The sequence below is a fragment of the Hymenobacter terricola genome, from assembly GCF_017921975.2.
GTDB lineage: Bacteria > Bacteroidota > Bacteroidia > Cytophagales > Hymenobacteraceae > Hymenobacter > Hymenobacter terricola.
Genome location: NZ_JAGEMO020000003.1, coordinates 391041 through 410307 on the forward strand (window position 1 = coordinate 391041; position 19267 = coordinate 410307).

Sequence of the window (19267 nt, forward strand, 5' to 3'; positions counted from 1 at the left end):
GCGCTGCTCTGTCTTCATTTCTGGTTATGCCAAATCTTCTGTAGCGTCGCCAAGCTGTTGCCTTCGTAGTATTGGCGGAGCAGGCTTACTACCCGTTCGTGATTTTGTTGGATAGTCGAGAGGTTCCATTCTGAGAAGGTTTGAAACACGTAATTAGTATTGGCCCGGCTGTCGAAGTGGACCTTGTACTTGTCCTTCTTGACTTGATAAGGTGCATTACCAATCGAGGAATTTTTGCGCTTATCAATCAGCACAATATTGCCTAAGCGGTGCAGCCACTTCTGATGGTCTTCGGCGGGCACATCCCAAATGGTGTTCTGGATTTTCTGCGGTAGAATGTGTTCGACGGTAGCAAAAGTTTTATTGAAGGTCATCTCCATGTCGCGGTGGCCTAACAACAAATCCAGCTTTAGAAGCAGGTAGCGCGTTTTATTGATTTTGGTACCCGAGAAGCTACCCCACCCTTCTTCATTCAGCATTTGATAGAAGACGTCCATATCAATGGCCGTCGTTGCTTTCTCATCGTCGAAATCGAAGCGCAAAGCATCGTCGGCCAGAAACTGAGCAGCAGCCACCACTTTGTTTGACTGGTTCTTGCTGATGTCTTCCATACGACGCAGCAGAATGAAGATGCGCTGCTGGAGGTTCCGATTGTTGGTGAGCCAGCTGGCGGAGAAGATGTTATCGACCTTAATCATGAAGTCGAGCAACTGGTTTTCACCGAAGCACTCGCGGTAGTACATCAGCAACACCATGTAGTTGTTGCTGTAGGTGGTAGCGAGAATAAAATTGAGGTTGGAAAAGAAGCAGCCACCCTCCTTGCTGTCGTAATCGGTAGTGGTGATGGCGCTGAGGTGGTTGACGTAGCGGCCAATAAAGTCGAAAGTTGATTTACCAGGGTGGATGGTGCCTTTTGCGTAGATAGAATTAAAAGCCTTCGTTAGGCTAAGATTGATATCGCCACGGTATTTGATGATTATGAAGACCAGGGCCCACAAGAACTCATCGAAGGAGTTATAAGGGGATTCTAACTCATTCTGGTATTCTTCCCAACGAGCAGCGTAGGTTTTGCGCTGCCTTTCATCGTCAATTGCCCGTAGATTTTGGGCACGCAGGATGTCGCTGGTGCGGAGCTGCAGGCCCCGGCTGTTGAGGACGGTAAAGAGGTTGTAGGCGTCGTCAACGTTGTCGTTGGTGGCCAGGTGAATAACCAGAACGTTATTGCATAGGTAACTATAATACCGAAAGATGTACTCCTGAAATTCGGCATCGTTATTAATCTTCGCCCGTTTTTCTTCCCACCAAGCGTGCATCAACAGCACACCGCCGCTCATATGGCGGATTGATGTGCCTGCTTCTTTCTTTTTGCTAGATTGCTTCAACTCAGCCTCCCGAAGGGTACCGCCGTGCTCGATGACAAACTGCTTAATGAACTCCTGGTCATCTTCGCGGATACTGAACTCCATGCGGTGACGCTCAGGGTTGCCGTCAAGCGGGTTAGCCTCCTGCCAGAGGCGGGTAGCCACGGTCTGGTGCAACTGTTCCCGATTGGAGAGGTCCCGGATAACGGCCTGAAGTAAGTAGAGCGTTATAAAGCGCTGCTGGCCATCGAGGATGTCGTTATACTCGTAGGGCTGGCCTTGGAGGACACCTTTTTTGGTGTTCCAAATCATACAGCCAAGGAAGTATTTGTGGTTTGGGTCTTGATTGAAGGCTTTGTCAACATCATCGAGCAGATTGTGAATCTGCTCTTCTTTCCAGACATAGGGCCGTTGATATTCGGGGATGTTATAGAATTTACCGAGAGAGAAAATGGCGCGGATGCTGCTCTCGCCAGGCTGTAGAAAATTGGACATTGGTAGAAACGCTGACTGTTAGTAATTGAATAGTGGGGAATGGTTGGGGGGTGAAAGTTATAGCTAATCTGAGCAGTTGACATGTCACTATCTAAATTTTTTAGTCTTTCCAGTTAAAAAAGCCTGCATCCAATCTGAGTTCAGCAGCGCCCAGCCCCTCGCCATCACTATTCATAGCCTGCTGAACTACCTACTACAGCATCGAAACGAGCACCAGAATTAAATAGCAAACAATACAGTTATCATTCTGTATTACTGAATATTATGCATCAAATTAGGTTTCTAAATTTCAGGCGTGACGTAGTTACAGTGAAGGGCATCAATTCTTGCGACAGTGTCGCAAGAATTGATGCCCTTCACGTTAGTTCTCTGACAAAGCTGGGCTTATAGTATTGTGAATAAGAGTGTTTGCTAATTGGCACTAATTTTAGCAGTCTCAAAAACTTGGTTATTAGCTTCAAAAACTGCGCGAGAAAAGCCAGCGGGAGTAGCGGAGCGCAGATTGGCTCGGTTCTTTGAGTCTGGCAGGTTGTGCATTTTGGAGCCGAGAATTGGTACTACCGCTTTGTACTCGGGCAACCGGAAACCGCCACCGGTCCACAAGCAGGTACGCTTGGTGTAAGCCTCGCTGAGCTGGTGCTCGGCGGACAGGTAGCCGGCGTAGTCGCAGGGGTCAAAACGGAAGTCTGGGGGCCGCCAATAGGTACTGACAGTGCTTACCGGGTTCTCGATGAAGTAGGGGCACTGGCACCAGGCGGCGAGACGGGCCGACCACTCGAACAGCTGCAGGGCCTTGATAACGCTGCCGAGACCCTTACGGCGGAAGTGGGCGCGACCGGAAATGGCGGTGTCGGTGCAGGGCGGGAAGAAGGCGGCAAAGGCCACGGGGCCGTAGGGCGGCAACCACTCGCGCACGTCGATACCGACGCGAATGATGTTGCCGTCACGGGTTTCGCCGGGTGGATGCTGCAGGTCGACGCAATAGCAGAGGTAGCCGGCGTCGGCCCATGGCTGGACGAGCGTAGTAGTGAGGTCAAAGCAGCTGATGACGATGGGGACAGGCATGACGAATGACGGAAATAGTTATCGGAATCACTTCCTCAAAACACGAGGCAGATTCTTGATTAATTGTGCGTTATGTTTCGGAATCAGTATCGTAATTTTTACTACTTTCCCTGCGACTTTTAGTAGCCAGCGGGCATTGTCGTCAGGTCCTGGAAAATACCCCTTCGCAAGTTGCAGGCAGCTACTACCTCGTCGGTGGCCCCGTTACGGTGCTTGGCGATGTCGAACAGAACCGTGTCGGCGGTAGCAGTGCCGTCTTCGTACTCGGCGATATTGTAGTACTCGCCACGCCAGAGGAAGATGATGCAGTCGGCATCCTGCTCCAGGCTGCCGGACTCGCGCAGGTCCGAGAGCAGCGGGCGCTTCTCTCCTCCCCTTTTCTCCACGTCGCGGCTGAGCTGCGCGAGGGCGATGACGGGGGCGTTGAGCTCTTTGGCTAGCTCCTTAAGGCCACGGCTGATGCTGCCGACTTCCTGCTCACGGTTGCCTTTGGTGTCGCCGCGCATGAGTTGCACGTAATCAACCAGGACCAGGCGCAGCGGGTGTTGGGCATGCAGGCGGGTGCATTTGGCGCGCAGCTGCTGGATGCTGAGGCCGGGCGTGTCGTCGAGATGCAGGGCGTGGCCGTGGGTACGCAGACGTTGGGCCTGCTGGCGGATGTGGGCCACTTGCTCCAGGCCGCCGGGAAGGTTGCCGCGCCGAAGGTCGGAGTTGCTATAGCCGGGGACTTCGCTGGCCACCAGGCGCTGCATGAGCTGCAGGGTGGGCATTTCGAGGCTGAAAATGGCGGTATGCTGGCCGTGGTCGAGGGCGGCGGTGCGAGCGAAGTGCAGCATGGCGGCCGTTTTGCCCATCGCTGGGCGGGCAGCCAGGATGATGAGGTCGGAGGGCTGCCAGCCGCCAGTGAGGCCGTCGAGCTGGGCAAGGCCGGTGGTCACACCGGTGAGGCCGTGTTGGCCGACGCTCTGGGCCAAGTGGGCGAAGGTGGCTTCCTCGGCGGCGGCGGCGGTTTGGCCGGGGCGGGTTTCGAGGCTGCGGTTGAGGGTAGTGAGGTGGGTTTGGGCGTCGCTGAGCAAGGTGAGCGGGTCGCGGGTATCGTCGTAGCCGTAGGCGGCCATTTCGGTACCGGCCTTAATGATGACGCGGCGAGCGTGCTGCTCCTGCAAAGCGCGGCAGTGGGTTTCGAGGTGGGCGGCCGAGTTGATTTTGCTGGTGAGGCCGGCCACGAAGGCCGGTCCACCGGTGCGGGCCAGCATGCCGCGGTGGCGCAACTGTTGGGTGACGGTGAGAATGTCGGCGTGGTCGCCGACCTGCACCAAGTCGCGGATGGCCAGGTAAATCTGCTGGTGGGCGGTGCAGTAAAAGACTTCCTCGGTGGTGAGGGTGGCCAGCATGGTGCGCTGGGCGTCGGCTTCGAGTAGGGCGGCCCCGAGTACAGCGGCTTCGAGGTCGAGAACCTGCGGGGGCAATTGGTTGTGGCGCGTGGCGGACGTGGTGGGACGAGGATTCATGGGGATTGGGATGGGTTAGCTCCAGCGGGTTGGGTCGAAAGGTTTGGGGGCGGTGCGGGCCCGTGACGGGGCCGGCGACTGGCCGCCGGCGGCGGCCTGGAATTGGGCGCGGCGGCGCATCCAGTTGCGGAAGGCGGCGCGCCAGTTGGCCATGGGGGTTTTGCCACTCACGCGCCAGCCGTTGCTTTCGTAGTGGTCGCAGAACGCGCCGGCTTCGGCGGGGGCATCGGCAATGTTGGGGTACTGCTCGGCGGCAAAGGCCTGGACCTCGGCGAGCGTGGGCGGCGCGGCGCTCTTCTTCCGGGCGTCCGCTGGTTTTTTAACTGACTTTTTAGAATTGAGGGCGGGCGCGGCGGCGTTAGCCGCCCCCCTCTCTTTTTTTGTAGATGTAATTGAAGTTGAAGATGAAAATGAAGGGGTTGGAATTTGCTTATCCCCGGTGGTTGAATTTTGCTTATCCTCGGTGGTTAGGTTTTGCTTGGCGGTTTGGTTAAGCAAAGCCGGATTTCCGCCCTTTTTGCCCGCTTCGCTCCGTATTTGTCGCAGGTTTTCGTCTTTCACCATGCGGCGGCAGAATAGGGCGCCGTCGGCGTCGCGGCGGCTGGCCACGCCATAGGTTAGCAGAGTGGTTAGGATTTGGTTGGCACTTTGGTTATCCAAACCGAGGCGGCGGGCGATGACGGCGTCGGGCATGGGGACACCGTTGACGAGTAACACGCCGCGCTCGTCGCTGTCGTGCATCATCAACAGCAGCTCAAACCACGCCCCACGGTGCGCGAGGTCGAGGGCCTGGACGCCCTGGTCCTTGTGCCAGTCGCCGGGGTAGAATTGGATAGCCGGAAGTTTCATGCCTCGGGGCGAGTCGACACAAGCGAAATGGAGGCAGCTGCTGGCTGCTCATCGAACAAGTCGAGCTGGCGGTACTCGGTGCATTTGCCGCGCAAGGCGGCTTCGACTTCGGCCAGGGCTTCGAACAAAGCGGTTTCCAGGCGGCCGGCGTAGGCATAGCGGTTGTGTTCGTCCTCAAACGACTGGTAAGGAGAGGTCAGGTTCAGGACGCGGCCACCAGTCAGCTCACGCTGGCCAATGAGGGTGACGCCCGACTGGTTCTTGCCCATCGAGAAGCCGGTGACGCTGAACAAGCCAAAAAGGGCGGGCAATTCTTCGGCTTCGTCGGGCCAGAAGTCGGGGGTTTCGGCTAGCTGCTCGGCCAGCAAGCACAGGTGCGGTACCAGGCGGCTCAACCGGTGCAGCAAGTCGGCATGGACCTGCTCCTGGCAGGTGAGGGCAAAGGCACGGGCGGGAGCTTCCTCGTGGCGTTGCTCGGTGAATTCGCAGGTCAGGTGCAAGTCTTTGAGCTTGACCTTCTGTATGGTAATGAGGGAGTTGGTGGCCTCGGGGCTGTCAGGCCCGACGATGGGGAGTAGCTGGGACATGATGGGAAAGGGTTAGGCAGCCTGAGCCATCACCGGACGGCCCTGGGGCACAGTGGTTGATGGGGGCAGCTGGCGGTGGTAGCGTTTGACGTAGCGGTCGAGCTCAGAAAGGCGGAAGCCCCACTCCTTCTCGTTGAGGCGCACACCGGTGAGGCGGCCGGCCCGGCGGGCCTTGCGGATGCCTTCGGGCGTGAAGCGCAGGTACTCGGCGGCTTCGCGGACGTTGAAAAGGCGGTCGGGTGGCGCGGGGGCGGGCTTGTTGGCCTCTTCCTGGGCTTTGAGGCGCTGCACGTCGGCCAGCAGCTGCCGCCACTCTTGTTCGGGGACGAGGAGAGCTACTTGCATGGCTTCCCGCTAGTGGCTTTGGTGGCCCGGACCTGAAGGGCGGCAACCCGCTTCTTTTCTTCTTCGACCACGCTGATAAAGGCCTCGGCCACATCGGTATTGTGGTAGCGGCCGGTGAGGATGTTGTAGACCTGCTGCTTGGAGTAGGTCATGCCCCGGCTGGCCAATAATTCGACCGTGCGACGGGCAAAATCATTGCGCTTGGGCAGCGTGGCCCGTAGCTCAGAAATAATCTTTGCGAACTGTTCCATTTTGTTTGCTATTACGTATCTTTGTTTAGACTTCGAAGCTCAAATGTGGCTACTAAAGTTTGTAACAGCAAATAAAGTTCATAGACTAACGGCAATAAAAATGGACCCTAGAGCGCACGTTGGCACACGCATCAGTCAACTGATGACTCATTACAGCCTGTCGGCTTACCAGTTAGCCAAGAATTTAGGCTACGAAGGTCCACAAAAGTTGTATAAGCTAATTCAGAACAAATCCAAGCCGGGGTATGAAACTCTGATGGACATTCTGGACCACTATCCGCAGATGCGGTCGGAGTGGCTAATGCGTGGCGACGAGCCGATGTTTAAGACGACGGATGCCAAACCGGAGGTGAAAGAAGCGTCCAGCTACACCGGAATGCCCACCGTGGTGACGGTAGATGCCAATGGTAAAGAAGTCATCCTCTTCGTGCCGGTGAAGGCTGAAGCTGGCTACCTGCTGGCCCGCGACGTGGAAGACACCATGACCGAACGTGAGACGTTGAGCATCCCGGGCATGCCGGGTGGCAAGACGGTCCGGGCGTTTGAGGTGGCCGGCAATAGCATGCAGCCCACGCTGAACCAGGGTGACGTGGTGGTGGCCACTTGCACCGAGCGGCTGGACCTCATTCAACCCAAGCACGTGTACGTGGTGGTGGCGCATGACCGAATTATGGTGAAGCGCCTGCGGGGTCCGGTGAAGCGCAACGAGCCCATTGAGCTGCTGTCGGACAACCGGTTTTACGACCCGTTCATCCTGCCGCAAAACGATTTGAAGGAGCTGTGGCAGGTGCAGGCAGTGGTGTCGCGCAGCGTGCCGGCCAACACCAACGAGTCCTTCGACCGGATGCTGGTGCTGCTGGAAATGCTGGCCCATGACTCGACGCAGCTGCGCAGCATTCTGCTGGATATAGCGTCCCGCTACGATGTAAAATTGGTAGGTTAAGTAGGGTAAAATGGGGCCGGCCCCGCTGCCGCAACCAATAGTATAATTATTCAGCGCATTCCGCAAATATGTTTGTGTCCTTTTAACGCCTCTGGCTGGGCTGCAAATCAATCAACGTTGCAAGGCTCAATTAGCTGCTTAACAGGCGCTAATAATGAATGTTATTAACTATTGACACTTCCCATGCACTGTAGTTAATGGCGAGTATCCGACTAATCGTGTATAAAGTGCTGATTGGGTTCGAGCTCATTCAATAATGGGCTCTAAAGCAGTTTTGAGGTCAGCTTATACTCCGAACGATGTAGGGGCAGGGTGGTCGTACCCGGAGGGGCTTCCCCCCGCCCCTACATCCACTGAATTCGAAACAGCTCTAGGCCCTCTTAATGCCCGACTGCCTCACACTTTTGGATGCTTTCCAGGCTACCCTAATTACAACTGACCTTTGATAAACGCTTCGGCAGGATTGCCCTGCTGAAGCAAAGTACCCATTTGCTTGTATGTGATGAATACCGTTGGGTCGCCGCCAGCATAGGCTGCAGCCTCATAAGGATTGAAGTGGAAAAGCAAACCCGTGGGTTGAATAAGAAAGTTCTCATTCATCTTGAACTCCTCTGCGTCATGCAGCATGTCATTGTCAGCATTTTGTGCATAAAAAAGCTTGCGTCCTAACAACAACAAGCGCTGCTCATAGCCGGGAGCCAACAAATCCCGCAATCGGATTTGGGTGTTGCGCCGCAAATCATAATTGATGTACCGAGTGCTATGGTTGGGGTGAGCTCCGCCGCTATCCTCGCTTTCATCAATTTGCAAGGAAAGTAAGTGGTAGCCGTTATTTACTACACTTACATCAATATCGGCTTGGACCGGCCCTTCATACACTCTTTTTTTCATCCAAGTCTGCAAGTCCAGATTTTGATTCTCAGTAGTTCCGCTACCATCGTCCATCAGAAGCTGGCGGATATCCTCGTTGATTTTGTCGTGCTCCTCAACCAAAGGCAGTCGCAACGAGACAACCGAACAATTATCCATGTCGGCGGGTCGGTTTTCAAAACGGATGGTACAGTCTTTTACTTCTTTCGAACCAAAAGTCAAACGGGCGGCGCCGGTATAGTCTTCGTGCAATGCCAGCGGTAGCGGAGCACCTGTTTTCGTGTTCGTCCAGATACCCGCCCAGCCAGTGGCCGAAAGCTTGCCCGCAAAGCGACCAGTTATTTTTCCTGCTTGGTCCTGCTCATCCAATTCGGCCTCATGGCCGCGGAGCCGACCGTTTAACGTTAGCGGTAGGCGTGTCCGTTGGTAATAATAAACACCGCTTAACCGACCGCTGCTGTCTTTGTCTATCGTCAGTACAATAGCCGATTTGCCGATGGTACCCGTGTAGCGCTTGCTAAAGGTTGCCAGCGTGGCAATATCCGGGGCAGTTGGCTGAACAACGGCCGCCGGAATATCACTACTGACGCCCTTATCTTTTTTGGATTGGCAGGCACTTGCCAGGAATGCTGTGCCGAGCACCGCCACGGAAAGGAATCGAAGAGTAATCACTATGTAAGAAAGGTTATTTGTCGAGCTGTACATCGTTCGTTAGCTTGCCGTTGTTAGCTTTCCAGGAGCCGAAGCAGTGATTAATGTTGAGTGCGCCACCATCTTTGGATGTTACCTGCAACTCAAAGGCACCGTCCCACTTGTCGTCACCCGGCTCACGCAGCTTGAGCCCGAACCCACACGCGTCGCCCTCAACCCAGGCCCAATAAGTGCCCGTCACAGCTCGCCGGTTATTGCCTACTTGGTTCCAGCCAGTTACCTGGTCACCGTTGACTTCGTCGATTTGTAGCGTCAACGGTTTTGCTCCGATTTTACCCCGCCACGTACCTCGCAGATAGGTAGGCGCGCCAGCTTTAAGCTGTGCTTCGGTGGGTAGAGCGGAGGGGGTTTCAGCCGATGAACCGCTCTGAGCACCTACTTCTACAGCTGGGGCGTCAACAGGTGCTGCTGAAGGGGCCATATTAGTGCTTGTTGGTGCTATTTCGCTATAGTCAGAATCCTCCCGGTCACGGGTGAGCACCGCTACGGCAGGGTCTTCATTGCCCAAAAGCACCTCCGATAAATCAGGCTGGTATACGCCGTCATAAGTAGGGTTTTCGATGAATTTGCCGGCCTTGTCAATCATACCCCATTTATCACCGACTTTAGCGAAAGCTACATTTCCGTAAAATGGCGTCGCTTCTTCAAACTGGGCATTAATAACCCATTTACCTTCTCGGTCCAGGTAACCAATTTGATGCGTATTGTTGTCCATTGCTAACGCCATCCCATTGGCAGAGAAGGGAAGGACCCCAGCATAGCTGGGATTAATAACAATTTTACCACTTTCGTCAACAAAGCCCCAACTCTTCCCAAACTGTACCGGCGCCAAGCCCTGTGCAAATTGGCCAGCACGGTCAAACTGTGGACGGATAGCATAAGCCCCTTTTTCATCGAGATAGCCATACTTATCCTGCGCTTTTACCAAAGCGCGGCTCTGGGCAAAGTTTCCGAGCTCTGCATGCTCTAGTGGGACAACTACTTGGTTATTTTTATCAATGAAGCCAACTTTACCTTCAAAAGGACCGGCCTGCTGCTCTACTCTGGCTTTGCCATTCACGAATGAAGCCGCTTTGCTGTAGCTAGGCGGGATGACCAAGCGGCCATCTGCATCGATGTAGCCCCACTTCTCACCCATCCGTACTGCCGCCAAGCCTTCGTGAAAACTTCGGGCTTCGCGTGCCCCCTGTACAACAAATTTTACTTTGCCGTTGGCATCTACAAAGGCAATCTGCCCACTAGCGGGTAATACGCAGGCTAAACCTTCTGAAAAGCTCAGGCCTGCCTCGTAAGCAGGAGCGATAATAAATTTTCCCTCCGTGTTGATGTATCCGATTTTATGAGCGGTATTTTCTACCTGGGCTAATCCATCGTGGAACAGGCCAGCCTGAGAAAACTGAGGATTGATAACTGATTTACCCTTTTGGTCTAAGTATCCCCATCTGTCCGAGGTCTTGTAAGGGAGTAATTCAAACTGCCCGTCGGCGGCTTTCCCGTCTTTGCTTGAGCTGCAGCTAGTGGCAGCGGAAATGACAAATGCTGATAGGAAAAGGGAACGTGAGAATCTGGTGAGCAGTAACATTTGGTGAATTAGAATTGAAAAATGGAAATCCAGGACTTGAGTCCTATTCTATAGTGTACTTGATGTAACGGCAAATCACGGTTCCTCCCGCATTGTAATCCACATCTCGGTCGGGGAAATACATATCGCAGCCAGCGCTTTCCAGGCAAAGGGCAGAAGCGCATTTAAGCTTTTCCTGAAAAAAGGAGGCCAGCTCAAAGAAGGTCACCGGTTCATTGGAGATGACGAAATTCACATACCGCTCCCCTCCCATGGTGCTCACTCCAACCCCACACCGGATGTAGCGATTTACTGAGTTTGCGTTGAAGGCCGGGTTTATCGTTTTATTATCGATGAGCATTGGGCCTGACTGAACGCCATAGGCCACGCCTGACTGCGAGGCAATGCTGCCGCTTTCCACCACTGCTACGTCGCTGCTAGTGACTAGAAAAGCGCCGTTTGGCTTCAGGTAAAAGTTTCCGTCGCCCGACTTGTTGTTCACGGGGCCTTGTTCGGTCCCGTTCATCACGAAATAGCCCAGGGGCTGGCAGGCCTTATCAGTAATACTGGCACTAATCAGCAGAAAGGGAACGCCAGTTTGCTGAGAAGCTACAAAAGCTTGGTGAGACAGACCGCCCGTATTCTCGACTATTGAGAAGCGGGCCGCTTCCTCTGGGGTAATCTTTACCGAGAAGTAGCTGAAATCATGCCCCCCGTAATTGCTATGAGGACTGGAAATAACCTGGCCTTTCGCGAGTGCTCCCAGCAGGGCGAACACGAGCGTAAACAGTAGCTTCGCGTGCTTATTCATTGCCTTTCCTTGGGTTGGGCCGCCGTTGGTCTTTCTGCGAAGCAGGAGCTGCGGAAGGTGGAGCTGTTTTCGCCGCAGCTGGCTTTTTAAGGGCGCTATTTGAAGCGGTATCACCTGGTATTGCCGCTGGTGCCTTGCCTGATTCCGGCAGTGCTGACGGCTGCTTTGCCGCCGTGCTGAGCACCGGCGGGTTGTCGCTGCTGCCTTTGGGCACCGAGGTGCGACTAATGACCGATACCATGGGGCCAAAAAATCCCCCGGTATAGTTCGTCTGCTCACCTGCTAAGTACATCCTGGAAATAGCTCCATCCAGAAACAAGGCATTGGAACAGCCGAATAGGTCTCGGAAAGTGGTGGAAAAATCGTAGAAGGTACTTCCCCCATCTGTGGCCAGAAAAATGACCCTGCTACCTGTGTTGCCGACTTGGTTTATGATGCCCACGCCGCTGCGGACCTTGGCATTAGTAGAGAGCTCGGAGAAGTGTGAGTTAAGGCGGTTATTAATTACCAGCATGGGGCCCGACTGTGTGGCCTCCCGCACTTCGTGTTGCCGCTGGCGTGCTTCCCATTGGCGCTGGTAGCCCCCCGTGGAGTCGATGCGGCCTACGTTGTGGCTATCGATAAAAAAGACACCATTGGGACTCAGGTAAAAGTTCTCGTCGGTAGCTGGCTTTTGGACATTGAGCGGATTGATTACAACCCCATTGCTTATCAGCAGACCGACAGGCTCCTGGTTGGCATGAAACATGCCGGCATTGGTTATCATCGCGGGGCTTTGGCCGAGCTGCTTGTAATGCTCACGTAGCCGCTCCAAGCTGGTGAACTTGGCGTGTTTCACACTGTCCTGGTCGAGGTGAAGCTCAATTTTATCATCATTGAGGTCGACCACATACGCCTGATAGGTGATGCCGTGCAGCTGGAATTTGAAGCCCTTGCGCTTAGCTGCCAGCGCCTGGCGGAGGGTAAGGGTGACACGGTCAAGAGCCTTGGTGTTAGCAGCAAGCTGCTTATCGGCTTGAATTTTTACGCTGTCCTGCCAGTGTAGGCGCTGAGTGGCCAGTCGAAGAAGCTGGTTGCCTAATTCGGCGTCGCGCTTTGACTCCTCAATGTCGTGAGCAGAATTGCCCGGAGCCGACTGCTGGCAGATGCTCTCACGCTGTGCTAGCAGGTCGCGCTGAGAAGCGGCAAATTGGGGTGGCAGCAAGCCGGCATTTGCGAGCGTGCGACGCACGCTCTTGCAGTCTGCATACGCTTTGCTGTATTGGTCGAGCAGGTTTTCCAGCGATTTGTCATCGCCGGGACGCGGCAGTGTGGTAGCTACCTGTTTAGGGGATGGCGGCTTCTTACCAGCACCTACTGGCAATAATCCAGTGCCAGCACTCAGGCTACAAGCTGTCAGCACAGCTAGGGCTCCTTTTAGAATAGACAGGCTCATTTTTGCTTGCAGGTAAGGTTGATGGAGTCAGATAGGCCAGGAAGCGAGTACAGCACTTTCGTGTATGCCGGCTTTTTTCGCTGCAACTGTTTGGCAGTGTCTTCGGTGTAGTAACCGTCAAAAAACTCCACCTTAAGGGTATTGGGGGTGCCAGGCCGCCCTACGTTCCAGGCCTTTACAATCAGGGAGTTCTTTTCTCCTGCATTGAGCTGAAGGGGACGAATAATTACCCCGTGGCCTTTGTTGACAATCATCTGTTTCGCCACTATCTCCCGGCCTTGAAAAAACACGGAAATAGAGTCGCCGTCCTCATCGTAGCCATCATAAGCTAAGATGGTGACGGTGCACGTACGAAACTGAAGGGTGGCGCCAGGCTTGACACTGTCCTGCCTTATTACGCGCCCTCCTACTATTGCAGGAGCAGGCGGTGAACTCCCTACCAGGGGTTTAGCAGGCACTAAGGGCACTGCAGCAGAAACTTGCGCTACGAGCACGGGGGGCACTGGCGCCGCCTGCACTATTACCCGGCGGCGGCACTCTGTCCGGTTGCCCTGTTGGTCGATGGCGGCAAAGACCAGCTCACTTACACCAAACGGGAACAACGTACCGGACTTGCCGCCCTGAGCTAATTCCACTCGCACATTGGGGCAGTTGTCGGTAGCGACAGGCAATGCATAGCGCCACACGGCCCCGGCTGGGCTGGCAGACTTAGCCGTTATCACAGTGTCTGGGAGGCAGGATATTTGGGGAGGCTCGCGGTCAACTACTTTGATGCTGGTATAACAGGTCTTCTTGGCTCCATCGGCGCTTACGGCCTGAAAGGCGAGGGTGGTGCTGCCCACGGGAAAGGCCGAGCCACTGGGCAGGCCTAGTGTTTGCTTTACCGTGACGGTGCCGCAGGGTGTTGAGGCAGTGGGCAACGCAAACGTGACCACCGCCGAGCATTGGCCCGAGGCTGCATCAACAACCCGGCGGGCCGGGCACTCCAAGGTGAAATCAGCAGCTCCTTGCTGGGGGGCAGGAGCCTTGAACAGCTGTAATAGCTGCGATGAGGTCAGGGCCCCATCGTAGAGCCGCAGCTCGTCGAGACTGCCTTTGAAAAACTCCATTGCACCAGGGGCATCCCGCCCGATGAAAAGCGGAAAATCATTAGCGTTTAGGGAGCCTTGGTAATCAAAAGCAAACACCTCCACGCCGTTTTGAAAAGTGCGCACCGTAGCCCCATCATAGGTAAGGGCGTAGAAAAACCAAGAGCCCACCGGGAACGGATGGACACTGAACGTGGGGTCGTACTCGGTAAAATCGGAGTTGATAGAGACGGTGCTTTGTTGAATAGCGGGGGCTTGCAGCACCTGGACCCGGTAGTGGGGATTGGCTAATGTTTCGCTTGCACCATCGCCCTTGCACAGCAGGGTTACCCACCGGGGGGCATCGGGGGTAAGCGGGTCAAGGCGGCACCAGGCGGTCGCCGTGAACTGTTGCGATGGCGTGTTGAGCGAGGGGGAGCTTGGGATTTCCACGTAGCCGTCCTGCCCGTTGAAATGCAGAGCGCTGCAGGGACGTCCGTAACGGTCGGTTGTGGGGCTCAATCCTCCGTGCCAGACTCCGTTATTGCGGTTTCCGCTCAAATCCATGGTGGCCTGGCCATCCAAGGGATAATAAGCCAAGAGTCGCTGGCCACGGCTTTCAAGCGCAACCAGCATCCAGGCCAATGCAAGGAGCAGGATAAACGGTGAACGCATTGACCTACTCGTAGTAGTAAGCAAGTAGATTAGCCGCTTCTGGCAACGAGAGCTTCCCCTTAATCATGGGGTTTTCGGTTCCGCTGCAGTTATACAGCTTGAAAACATCCTGCGCGCCCGTGTCCAGGTTTATCATGAAGGTGACGTCCATATTTTGGAAGTTGTTCAGGAAGCGTAGGGCCTTCTGAGCGCCTGCCATCAAGGTTAAGCCACTTGAGGGGCACTGTACAATGACGTGGTATAGCTCTCCTTCCTCGTTCTTGCCAACCGCCAGAAAACGGCGTTCTGCCGTATTTGGTGAGGAACCTGAAAAAATGGTCAGCTTGTTTTTATATGCCAGCAGATGAGTCTGAAATACAGTAGCGCGGTTATTGGCAGCCCACTCAATAAAGCTTTGCAAGTCGTAAGAGGAATTACGAATCCGATATTTTGTAGCAACCCCGCCGTCATCTACAGTTAGGTCGTCGTTTTTCAGGTTGGTCACTGCTATGCCGCCTGTGGCATAAATAATCACGAGTCCATCCCAATCGGCCAAGTTTTGATTAACCAGCGTTCCATTGTCAATGGTCAATCCGACCGGAGTGCGGTATTTGTCCATGTAGGTACCACTCGAAGCCAGAATGACGTTCTTGTTAGTGGACCAGCGCATATAGCGGTTATAAACAGAGCCTCCCAGTGCATCGGGAGCCGCAAAGTACTTGGCCTTAACGTGGTTGCCCGGCTGCCGCTTCATGGAGATGACCTGGTAGCGTTCCTGCTCGTAAGAAACATTGATGGTCTCCACATATGCACAGTCGTAGCGTTTGGCGTCTCCTGGCAAGAGGGTCATGCTGGAGGCAGTTAGGGCAATGACGCTTAGCGAAAAGTAGGATAGTAGTTTCATGATGTAGACTTAGCGCGTAAGCAAAGAGGGGGTGAAGCGTTGGCGGACCGTGTAGAAAAACGCCAGCCAGGTAAGCAGGAAAAGGGCAACAAAAAGACCAGCCCCCAGCCTGGTTGGCAGGGATGAGTCGCGCAAGAACTTGGTCAGTAAATAACCCCACTGCCCTTCCACGACGTTGTTTATTACTTTCTCCGAAGCAGAGAAGGAAACGGGAACTCCGCACTTAGCATCGCGGCATAATTGATTGAGGTGCTTGAATTGAAAAGCATACTTAATGTTGGGGTTGCGGCGGTATTGTTGCTCGAGCGAAGTAGCCACTTGCTTCACCCAATAGAGGTTGAGGGCACGAAAGAACGTAGCCCTCCGCGGCTCAAAACGGGCTGCAACGGGCAGCTGCGAAGCCCAAGTCATGATGCTCAGCAGATGAGCCATGGTGTCGGCCTGGGCGCTGTGCATCCAGCGAGCCGACAGCGAATCGGTGAGTGCCGTGTAGAGCAACCGCTCGTTGTTGTGGGCGCTGGCCGGAAATAGCGAGTCGAGGGCCTGCGCATCGAGCGCCAACCGGCGAGCATCGGAAAAGTCAGTTGAATCCAGGTAGCTTTTGTAAGGAAAGCGGCTCGGCAAGTTTACGGCAGTAGCTGATGCCCTCCGCAAAGCCGAAGGCAAGCTTATCGAGGCGGCATGGGGCTTGAAAGCTAGCGCCACCGTTGCATTTTCCTCGTTCGGCTGCAGCAGGACTGATGCGGCCCATCCCACAAGCAGCAACAGAATGGCAGCCAAGCCAAAGGTTGCTTTTTTCCAGGTGATTATTTTCTTTGACACTATGGGGATAGTTAGAAGTAAAACCGGTGAGTATTAGCGAAAAAAGTCTTCTTTCAACACCAGGCTAGCGTTGAACTGCGCTCCATACATGCTAGCATTGAGCGGGTTGAAGCTTTTCTGCACATCCTGCAAGGTTCCTTCCAAGCGGAGACCTATTTTGTTATGGCACCACCAGTTAATGCCTGCTCCGACATTCCAATTTGCCAGGTTTGCATAAATATTCTTCGCGTCGAAATTATGATTGGAGCGCACCAAAAAGCCCTGCAGGTCAACCGTATTAGCCACCTTCTTATCGCGCCCGTAGGCCCCGATTCTAGTTCCTACACCCAATTTGGAGAAGTAGCTTTTGTCGCGCTGATTGATTTCCCAAACAGTACTCTGGTTTTCGAAGCGGTACTCGCGCAGTCGATGCTCCTGCGTAAGTAGGAGCTTAAATCGACGGGCTCCCAGGGCCATCTCCCCACCTACTCGGAATTCGTAATAAGAAAACCGTTTGCTTGCTTCCGAGCTGCTGGCACTCATTAGGCTGTAAATTCCCGTGCCGAGTGCTGCGGATGACTGAATTCCAAGGCTGAAGCCATTTTTAATGATGGGGTGAAAAGTAAATTCTCCCACCACGCCGAAGGCATCGGCCTCGCTTCTCACTGTATCGTTTCGTACGGTCCCATTGCTGCGATTGAAGTTCTGGCGACCGGTCATGATGGAAGCGTGGTTATAGTCGATGCCAAAGCCAATTCCAAAGTGCAGAAATTTCTGCGCCTGGAAGGCATGTTCCCAGCTGCGCGCAGACCCGGCCACGACCGACTTAGAAACGCATTCGGTTTGCCCACAGGAGCTAACGGCTTTGACGAAAACGACCGTTGGCTTACGCAGCTTTAGCGTAAGAGATGACCCGGTTCCCAGCAGCTTTCCTTTACTGCAATCATTGGCGTACCAATTCCATTGGGCATTGTCTCCGAGCTGACCACCCTGCACCTGTAGAACGAATGGTGCCTTGCGCGTAACGGAATTAGGGCCGGAAATACCCTGCGCCGCCACAGACTTGCTGATAACCTGAATAGATAAGCTTGCAGAAGCGGAGGGCGTGCAAGTACCTTCGGCGCGTACCAAATACACAGTGGAAGCGGAGGGACTAGCACTGAAGGTATCCCCCAGCCCAAGCGGCTGGCCGCTGCAGCTGCCCGCGTACCAGGCCCATCGGGCGCCGGGGGCTAGCTTACCCCCAACGACCTTTAATAAGACGGGTACAGGGCTGCCTTCGCAAAATTGCGTAGGTCCGGCCGCACTTATCGCAGATGGCGCTTCGGAGTTGCCCGTTACCTCAACAGTTTGCTTGGCGCACTCGGTGGTGTTGTATTTGCCCTCGGCACGCACGAAATAAGTGGTGCTGGTGCTATTGGTTCCTTTTGTCTGGGCGGTGGTCGTTAGGGTGCGGCCTGTGCCTACCTTGGTGCTTCCGCAGGCTCCGCTGTACCACACCCATTCGGCGTCGACGCCAAGGGCACCACCTACAATCGATAGCGAAAGGGCTTCTCCATTGCAAAGCGTGGTTGGGCCACTAACGCGCTGTGGGGCCACGCTGCGGTTGTCCATCCGCACGGTAGTGGATAGGCAAGCAGTGCTGCCAGGCTCTGCCTTTACGAAGTATGTGGTGCTTCCGCGAGGAGAAATCACGAGGGAGCGACCCTTTCCTACGGGCGTGCCGTTGCACTGTCCCTCGTACCACACCCAGCTGCTGCCTTGCGGCAATGAGCCACCTAGGACGCGGAGCGTTGCCCCCTGACCGGGCTGGAGGGCCGTGGGTCCGCCAATAGAATCCGCTTGAATAACATCAGTTGAAACCACATCCCTGGACTTCATAGCCATTGGGCTCACCTTGATGTCAAAGCACGGATTAACCAATTGCAGACAGGGGAAGGGAGCATCAACAACGCTTACCGCTGCTGCGTCTTTGGAATCCACCGTTCCCTGTAGCTCCGAGCCCCCAACAGGAACGGTGAGCTGCTTGATGACCAGCTGGTCATTTTCATTAAGAAAGCTCATTTTCCAATTGACATGTGCCTCCTGCACAGCAATAGGGCCTTTGTAGATGTACTTAATCTTAACCAGGCCACCAGTGGGCTTAGGCGACATCGATATTTCAGCATCCACTGTTAGTCCGTTACTGGAGTAAACACGCTTCGTCACCTTGGTCGGCGTGCCTTTCGGCTGCCCATGTGCTGCGCCCGCAAGGAGAACTAGGACGTGTAAACAATTAAAGCCACATCAGGATGGCTCCGAGGGTGACCATTGCCAGAAAGGTGCTGGCGTTCTTTTCGTAGCGTGAAGCGAGGCCCCGAAACCGCTTGAGGCGGTTGAAGCAGCGTTCGATTTGGTTACGATTTTTGTAGACTTCTTCGTTGTGCTCAATCACTTGCGTCCGATTTTTTTTGCTCGGAATCACGGCCTCCGCCCCCGCCGCCCGCACCTGGTCGCGGACGTAGTCCGCGTCGTAGGCTTTGTCGGCCAGCACCTGCTGGCCGGGCCGCAGGTCGGGGGCGAGCAGGGCCGGGGCCTGGGGGCAGTCGCCGGCCTGCCCGCCCGTCAAGGCGAAGCGGCGCGGCCGGCCGAGCGCGTCGGCGCTCAGGTGGAGCTTGCTCGAAAAGCCGCCCCGGCTGCGGCCTAGGGCCTGCGGGCCGTTTTTTTTCGCGCCCCAGCCGCGTGCTGGTGGGCGCGGACGATGGTCGAATCGACCATCAGCTCGTGCAACCCGGTGTCGTCCTGGAGCGCGGCCAACACCTTCTCCCACACACCCTTTCGTTTCCAGCGGCCGAAGCGCACCGACACCGTGGACCACGCCCCGAAGCGTTCGGGCAAGTCCCGCCAGGGCACCCCGCAGCGCAGCCGCCAAAGTACGGCCTCCACGAACAAGCGCGTGTCCTTGGCCGTCACGCCGCAGGCATTCGCTTGGCCCGGCAAGAGTGGCGAAAGGCGTTGCCAGTGCGGGTCGGTCAGGAATGTGCGGTCTTTTTGCATCTTCAAAGCT

17 protein-coding genes are annotated in these 19267 nt (G+C 55.1%); 1 reads left to right on the plus strand and 16 read right to left on the minus strand.

Going from position 1 to position 19267, the window contains the following annotated elements:
• Window positions 1-14: 14 nt before the first annotated feature.
• From J4G38_RS04940 to J4G38_RS04970, 7 genes are all read right to left on the minus strand, one after another.
• Window positions 15-1856, minus strand: coding sequence for a DUF262 domain-containing protein (locus tag J4G38_RS04940; RefSeq protein WP_210514952.1), 1842 nt, complete (start codon window positions 1854-1856; stop codon window positions 15-17).
• 411 nt (window positions 1857-2267) lie between these two features.
• Window positions 2268-2921, minus strand: a complete 654-nt coding sequence (locus tag J4G38_RS04945) for a hypothetical protein (protein WP_210514949.1) — start codon at window positions 2919-2921, stop codon at window positions 2268-2270.
• Window positions 2922-3040: 119 nt separating this feature from the next.
• A complete protein-coding gene (gene dnaB / locus J4G38_RS04950) occupies window positions 3041-4432 on the minus strand; it encodes a replicative DNA helicase (protein WP_210514946.1) in 1392 nt (463 codons plus the stop codon).
• 15 nt (window positions 4433-4447) lie between these two features.
• A complete protein-coding gene (locus J4G38_RS04955) occupies window positions 4448-5281 on the minus strand; it encodes a hypothetical protein (protein ID WP_210514943.1) in 834 nt (277 codons plus the stop codon).
• A complete protein-coding gene (locus tag J4G38_RS04960; RefSeq protein ID WP_210514940.1) occupies window positions 5278-5868 on the minus strand; it encodes a hypothetical protein in 591 nt (196 codons plus the stop codon). Before J4G38_RS04960 ends, J4G38_RS04955 begins: the two co-directional genes overlap by 4 nt.
• Before the next feature lie 12 nt (window positions 5869-5880).
• A complete protein-coding gene (locus J4G38_RS04965; RefSeq protein WP_210514938.1) occupies window positions 5881-6213 on the minus strand; it encodes a helix-turn-helix domain-containing protein in 333 nt (110 codons plus the stop codon).
• Window positions 6204-6464 (minus strand): hypothetical protein, encoded by a 261-nt coding sequence (locus tag J4G38_RS04970; protein WP_210514935.1) that lies wholly within the window; start codon window positions 6462-6464, stop codon window positions 6204-6206. The genes J4G38_RS04965 and J4G38_RS04970 overlap by 10 nt, the downstream gene beginning before the upstream one ends.
• A 256-nt stretch (window positions 6465-6720) precedes the next feature.
• Between J4G38_RS04970 and J4G38_RS04975 the strand changes: the two genes are divergently transcribed.
• On the plus strand, window positions 6721-7407 hold the full coding sequence (locus J4G38_RS04975) for a S24 family peptidase (RefSeq protein WP_210514932.1): 687 nt from the start codon (window positions 6721-6723) through the stop codon (window positions 7405-7407).
• 429 nt (window positions 7408-7836) lie between these two features.
• Here J4G38_RS04975 and J4G38_RS28905 read toward each other — a convergent pair whose 3' ends face one another.
• The 9 genes from J4G38_RS28905 to J4G38_RS05020 all read right to left on the minus strand — a co-directional run bounded on the left by J4G38_RS28905 (window position 7837) and on the right by J4G38_RS05020 (window position 19257).
• Window positions 7837-8949 carry a DUF3298 and DUF4163 domain-containing protein gene (locus tag J4G38_RS28905; RefSeq protein ID WP_210514929.1) on the minus strand — a complete coding sequence of 371 codons (1113 nt, stop codon included), beginning with the start codon at window positions 8947-8949 and terminating at the stop codon, window positions 7837-7839.
• Between the two features lie 13 nt (window positions 8950-8962).
• A complete protein-coding gene (locus J4G38_RS04985; protein ID WP_210514926.1) occupies window positions 8963-10570 on the minus strand; it encodes a WG repeat-containing protein in 1608 nt (535 codons plus the stop codon).
• 43 nt (window positions 10571-10613) lie between these two features.
• Window positions 10614-11327 carry a phosphodiester glycosidase family protein gene (locus tag J4G38_RS04990; RefSeq protein ID WP_210514923.1) on the minus strand — a complete coding sequence of 238 codons (714 nt, stop codon included), beginning with the start codon at window positions 11325-11327 and terminating at the stop codon, window positions 10614-10616.
• Window positions 11328-11352: 25 nt separating this feature from the next.
• Window positions 11353-12795, minus strand: a complete 1443-nt coding sequence (locus J4G38_RS04995; protein WP_210514920.1) for a phosphodiester glycosidase family protein — start codon at window positions 12793-12795, stop codon at window positions 11353-11355.
• Window positions 12792-14537 (minus strand): LamG-like jellyroll fold domain-containing protein, encoded by a 1746-nt coding sequence (locus J4G38_RS05000; protein WP_226163153.1) that lies wholly within the window; start codon window positions 14535-14537, stop codon window positions 12792-12794. The genes J4G38_RS04995 and J4G38_RS05000 overlap by 4 nt, the downstream gene beginning before the upstream one ends.
• A 4-nt stretch (window positions 14538-14541) precedes the next feature.
• Entirely contained in the window at window positions 14542-15420 is an 879-nt protein-coding gene (locus tag J4G38_RS05005; RefSeq protein WP_210514915.1) for a hypothetical protein, read from the minus strand.
• A gap of 9 nt (window positions 15421-15429) precedes the next feature.
• Complete coding sequence (locus J4G38_RS05010; RefSeq protein WP_210514912.1) at window positions 15430-16242, minus strand: hypothetical protein; 813 nt, start codon at window positions 16240-16242, stop codon at window positions 15430-15432.
• 33 nt (window positions 16243-16275) lie between these two features.
• Complete coding sequence (locus tag J4G38_RS05015; protein ID WP_210514908.1) at window positions 16276-18393, minus strand: hypothetical protein; 2118 nt, start codon at window positions 18391-18393, stop codon at window positions 16276-16278.
• A 103-nt stretch (window positions 18394-18496) separates the two neighbouring features.
• A protein-coding gene (locus J4G38_RS05020) for an IS5 family transposase (protein WP_394371008.1) occupies window positions 18497-19257 on the minus strand; the annotation gives its coding sequence in 2 pieces (ribosomal slippage) (window positions 18497-18934 and window positions 18937-19257; 759 coding nt in all).
• Window positions 19258-19267 lie beyond the last annotated feature (10 nt).